Source organism: Phenylobacterium sp. (assembly GCF_037138395.1).
GTDB lineage: Bacteria > Pseudomonadota > Alphaproteobacteria > Caulobacterales > Caulobacteraceae > Phenylobacterium.
Map to the genome: position 1 here is coordinate 1 of NZ_JBAXIM010000173.1, position 4,856 is coordinate 4,856.

General features: G+C 70.6%; 6 protein-coding genes and 1 pseudogene. 6 read left to right on the forward strand and 1 reads right to left on the reverse strand.

What is annotated here, in order from left to right; all coding sequences use genetic code 11:
- The 4 genes and pseudogenes from WCJ52_RS11510 to WCJ52_RS11525 form a co-directional block, all read left to right on the forward strand.
- Nucleotides 1-140, forward strand: a pseudogene (locus tag WCJ52_RS11510) (tRNA (adenosine(37)-N6)-threonylcarbamoyltransferase complex transferase subunit TsaD); the annotation flags it as partial.
- Nucleotides 137-1,138: an NAD(P)H-dependent glycerol-3-phosphate dehydrogenase gene (locus WCJ52_RS11515; protein ID WP_336903451.1), complete on the forward strand. Its 1,002-nt coding sequence runs from the start codon at nt 137-139 to the stop codon at nt 1,136-1,138. The pseudogene WCJ52_RS11510 and the gene WCJ52_RS11515, both read left to right, overlap by 4 nt.
- Before the next feature lie 21 nt (nt 1,139-1,159).
- On the forward strand, nt 1,160-1,444 hold the full coding sequence (locus WCJ52_RS11520) for a YciI family protein (protein ID WP_336903452.1): 285 nt from the start codon (nt 1,160-1,162) through the stop codon (nt 1,442-1,444).
- Nucleotides 1,444-1,812 carry a Rieske (2Fe-2S) protein gene (locus WCJ52_RS11525; protein ID WP_336903453.1) on the forward strand — a complete coding sequence of 123 codons (369 nt, stop codon included), beginning with the start codon at nt 1,444-1,446 and terminating at the stop codon, nt 1,810-1,812. Before WCJ52_RS11520 ends, WCJ52_RS11525 begins: the two co-directional genes overlap by 1 nt.
- A 4-nt stretch (nt 1,813-1,816) precedes the next feature.
- On the opposite strand, the gene WCJ52_RS11530 is transcribed toward WCJ52_RS11525, so the two are convergent.
- Nucleotides 1,817-2,569: a creatininase family protein gene (locus WCJ52_RS11530; RefSeq protein WP_336903454.1), complete on the reverse strand. Its 753-nt coding sequence runs from the start codon at nt 2,567-2,569 to the stop codon at nt 1,817-1,819.
- 142 nt (nt 2,570-2,711) lie between these two features.
- Between WCJ52_RS11530 and acs the strand changes: the two genes are divergently transcribed.
- Together acs and WCJ52_RS11540 are read left to right on the forward strand one after the other, a co-directional pair.
- Entirely contained in the window at nt 2,712-4,649 is a 1,938-nt protein-coding gene (acs, locus tag WCJ52_RS11535; protein ID WP_336903455.1) for an acetate--CoA ligase, read from the forward strand.
- A 7-nt stretch (nt 4,650-4,656) separates the two neighbouring features.
- A partial coding sequence (locus tag WCJ52_RS11540; RefSeq protein WP_336903456.1) for a hypothetical protein occupies nt 4,657-4,856 on the forward strand: 200 nt, incomplete at its 3' end.

The window sequence follows — 4,856 nt, forward strand, 5'->3', positions numbered from 1 at the left end:
CCCTGGCCGGCGCCGAGCGCCTGGCCCTGCGCCTGCCCGATCCCCTGTCCGCCCCGGCCCGGCCCCGCTGGCCCCTCGACCCGGCAGCGGCGGCGGCGCGGCCCACCCATCGTCCTGGCCGAAAGGGAGCCAAGGCATGAGCGAGATGTTCCGGACCGTCGGCGTGATCGGCGCCGGTGCCTGGGGCACGGCACTGGCCCTGGTCTGCGCCCGGGCGGGCCTGGACGTCGCCCTCTACGCCCGGGAGCCCGAGGTGGCAGAGGACGTCAATGTCCACCGGGAGAACCGGACCTTCCTGCCGGGAGTGATGCTGGATGCGGGGATCCGCGCCGTGTCGCAGCCCCAGGACCTGGCCGGGCGGGACCTTTACCTCAACGTGACGCCAGCTCAGCACCTGCGATCGAGCCTGCGGGCCTTCGCCCCCGTTGTCTCCGCCGGGACCCCCATGGTCCTCTGCGCCAAGGGGATAGAGCAGGGCTCCCTGAAGCTCATGACCGAGGTCCTGGCCGAGACCCTGCCGGATGCGCGGGCGGCGGTCCTGTCGGGTCCCTCCTTCGCCGCCGAGGTGGCCAGGGGCCTGCCGACTGCCATCACCCTGGCCTGCCCGGACGAAGCCCTGGGTACCGCCCTGGCCCGGGCTGTGGCCGGACCCGGTTTCCGGCCCTACGCCGCCACCGACATGGTGGGAGCCGAGGTCGGCGGAGCGGTGAAGAATGTCCTGGCCATCGCCTGTGGGGTCTCCGAGGGGCGGGGCCTGGGACGCTCGGCCCACGCCGCCCTGATCACCCGGGGCTTCGCCGAGCTGACCCGGATGGCCGTGGCCCTGGGCGGACGGGCCGAGACCGTCGCCGGCCTCTGCGGCCTGGGGGACCTGGTCCTGACCTGCTCTTCGCCCCAGTCCCGGAACATGAGCGTCGGCCTGGCCCTCGGACAGGGCCAGTCCCTCGAGGCCACCCTGGCCGGCAAGGTCTCGGTGGCCGAGGGCGTCGCCTCCGCCCCGGCCGTGCGCGAACTGGCGGCCCGGATCGGGGTCGAGGCCCCCATATGCGAGGCTGTCGCCGCTATCCTCGCGGGCGAGGTCGGGGTTGAGGCGGCGATCACCGGCCTCCTCTCCCGCCCCCTCAAGTCCGAACGCTGAAACCTGAAAGGAACCGCGCCCATGGGCCTCTATGTCCTGGTCTGCAACGACAAGCCGAACAGCCTGGAGCTCAGGCTGGCCAACCGCGAGGCCCACCTGGCCTACGCCCGGGGCTTCACTGGCCGGCTGAAGGTAGCTGGCCCCCTGCTGGACGAGGCCGGCAACATGGCTGGCTCACTCCTGATCCTGGAGGCCGACAGCCTGGAGGACGCCCGGGGCTTCAACCTGGGCGATCCCTACCAAACAGCCGGCCTGTTCGCCTCGGTCCAGGTGACGGCCTTCAAGGCGAGCATCGGCACCCTCTGATGCGGCCTCCGCAGGCGGACAATCCCGCAACGCCGCAGCCGGGAATCCGGCTCTGCGCCCTGGGTGAACTGGCCGATCCAGGGGCCCGCGGTTTCCGCTTCCGGGCGGGAGACGCCTTGTTCGCCGCCTTCCTGGTGCGCGAGGGCGGCGAGGTGCGGGGCTGGGTCGATTCCTGCCCCCACAATGGCTGGCCCCTGGCGGTGATGGACGACCGCTACCTCACCCGCACAGGGGACCGGATCCTCTGCGCCGCCCACGGCGCCGTCTTTCGCCTGGGGGACGGGGTCTGCACCGCCGGGCCCTGCGCCGGCGAGCGCCTGACGCCCTGGCCCGTCGCCGTGCGCTCGGGTTGGGTGGAGACGGCCTGAGCCCTCAGCCCGCGGGCGAGACCTCGGCGGCGAAGGCAGCGACCTCCTTCACCAGGCCCTCGGCGGCCAGCTTCACAAGCTCCCCGCCCTTTTCCGGCGTGGCCTGGGCCGGGTCGGAGCCCATCCGGCCGTCTGGATAGCGGGCGCGGAAGTCCGCCGCCTCGCGGATCGGGCCGGTGAGGGCGATCTGGGGCGCGTAGTTGGCGGTCTTGGTGGCGTCGGGATAGGCCCACTGGGTGACTGCGATCTCGGAGGGCGTGGCGTGGCTGCCATGCCCTGTGGGGAACTGCCGGTTCGCCAGGGCGTGGACCCCGGGCAGGTCCCACCAGTTGCGCAGCTTCAGGGAAAAGCCCCGCGGGCGCTTCGCAAAACTGGCCTCGGCATAGAGTTCCGAGAAGGCCGCCTCGATGGTGGCGACATTCCCGCCGTGGCCGTTCAGGAAGTAGATCCGGGTGAAACCATGGACGGCGAGGCTCCGGCACCAGTCGCCGATCGCCGCAATAAAGGTGCTGGGCCTCAGGGAGATGGTGCCGGGGAAGCCCAGGTGATGCTGGGCCATGCCGATGTTGAAGGTCGGGGCGACCAGGAGGTCGGCGTCCTTCTGGGCCTCGTGGGCGATGATCTCCGGGCACAGCCAGTCCGTGCCGAGGAGGCCTGTCGGGCCATGCTGCTCGTTGGAGCCGATCGGGACGACGATCGCCGTGGAACGCTTCAGCTGGGCCTCGATCTCGGGCCAGGTCGACAGGTGCAGCAGCATGGGGATCTCCGGAGCGGTTGGCGACACGCTAGCGACGGGCGCGCAGGACGCAAGGCGGCGTGAAAATCCGCGGCCCGCCGCTTCCCCCCGCCGCGCCGCCGCTCTACTAGCTTTCCAACGATGACCGCGAAGGAGACAGGGCATGAGCGAAGGTGGAGTGTTCCCGGTTCCCGAGGCTTGGGCAAAGAAGGCCCTGATGACGGCGGAAGGCTACGCCGCCGCCCTGGCGCGGGTGGAGTCCGATCCCGACGGCTACTGGCGGGAACTGGCCGGCCGCCTCGACTGGATCCGGCCACCGACCCGCACCAAGGACGCCTCCTTCCACCGCGAGGACTTCCGCGTCCGCTGGTACGAGGACGGGGTGCTCAACGTCTCGGTCAACTGCCTTGACCGGCACATCCCTGCGCGGGGCGACCAGGTCGCCCTCATCTGGGAGACGGACGACGGCGAGAACGGGACCACCCTCACCTACCGCCAGCTCCTCTCCGAGGTCTGCCGGATGGCCAACGTCCTCAAGTCCAGGGGCGTGAAGAAGGGCGACCGGGTCACGATCTACCTGCCAATGATCCCCCAGACGGCCGTGGCCATGCTGGCCTGCGCCCGGATCGGCGCGGTACATTGCGTGATCTTCGGGGGCTTTTCGCCGGACAGCATCGCCGGGCGCATCCAGGACTGCGACAGCCGCATCGTCATCACCGCCGACGAGGGCCTGCGGGGCGGTAAGGTCATCCCCCTGAAGCGCAATGTCGACGAGGCCCTGGTGGACTGCCCCCAGGTGGCGGACGTCATCGTGATCCGCCGCACCCGGGCCGACGTGCCCATGGCCGCCGGCCGGGACGTCTTTTATTCGGACGTCAAGGGAACGGTGTCCGACCAGTGCGACCCCGAGCCCATGAATGCCGAGGACCCGCTGTTCATCCTCTACACCTCGGGGTCGACAGGAAAGCCCAAGGGCGTCCTGCACACCACGGGCGGCTACCTGGTCTGGGCCTCGCACACCCATGAACTAGTCTTCGACTACCGGCCCGGCGAGGTCTTCTGGTGCACCGCCGACGTGGGCTGGGTCACCGGCCACTCCTATGTCGTCTACGGCCCCCTGGCGAACGGAGCGACCAGCCTGATCTTCGAGGGCGTGCCCACCTGGCCCGACAATTCCCGCTTCTGGCGGGTGGTGGACAAGCACAAGGTCGAGATCTTCTACACCGCCCCGACAGCGATCCGGGCCCTGATGGGTGACGGCGAGGGCCCGGTGAAGGCGACCTCGCGGGCCTCCCTGCGCCTGATCGGCACGGTGGGCGAGCCCATCAATCCCGACGCCTGGCTCTGGTACCACCGGGTGGTGGGCGACGGCCGCTGCCCCATCGTCGACACCTACTGGCAGACCGAGACCGGCGCCTGCCTGGCCTCGCCCCTGCCGGGCGCCACCGACCTCAAGCCCGGCTCCTGCGCCCGCCCGCTGCCGGGGGTGAAGTTCCAGATCGTCGATGCTGAGGGCAAGGTCCTGGACGGCGCAGTCAGCGGCAACCTCTGCATCACCGACTCCTGGCCCGGCCAGATGCGGACGGTCTATGGCGACCACCAGAGGTTCATCGACACCTACTTCTCCACCTATCCTGGCAAGTACTTCACCGGCGACGGCTGCCGGCGGGACGAGGACGGCTATTACTGGATCACCGGGCGGGTGGATGACGTCCTGAACGTCTCGGGCCACCGGCTGGGTACGGCAGAGATCGAGAGCGCCCTGGTCGCTCACCCCGACGTGGCCGAGGCCGCAGTGGTCGGCTACCCGCACGACATCAAGGGTCAGGGGGTCTACTGCTTCGTGACCCTCAACGCGGACGTGACCCCCACCGACGTCCTTCAGGCCGACCTCAAGGGCTGGGTCCGGCGCGAGATCGGGGCCTTTGCGGCGCCCGACATCGTCCAGTTCGCCCCAGGCCTGCCCAAGACGCGCTCGGGCAAGATCATGCGCCGGATCCTGCGCAAGATCGCCGAGAACGACCTGTCAAACCTCGGGGACACCACCACCCTCGCCGATCCCGCCGTGGTCGACGACCTGGTGCAGAACCGGCAGGGCTGAGGCCAGCTTGGACCCCGCCCTCCCGGCGGCCCTGAGGGTCGCGATCAACCTGCGCCTGGAGGGCCGGCCGCGGGAGGACCTTGCGCGCCGGGCCGGGGACCTCTCGGAGGGGTACCGCAAGGGCCGGGCCTCCTCGGCCCTGGTCCGCGGAGCGGAAGATGCCCTGGCCTACGCCCTGACCCGCACCCCGGCGACCTATGCCGCTGT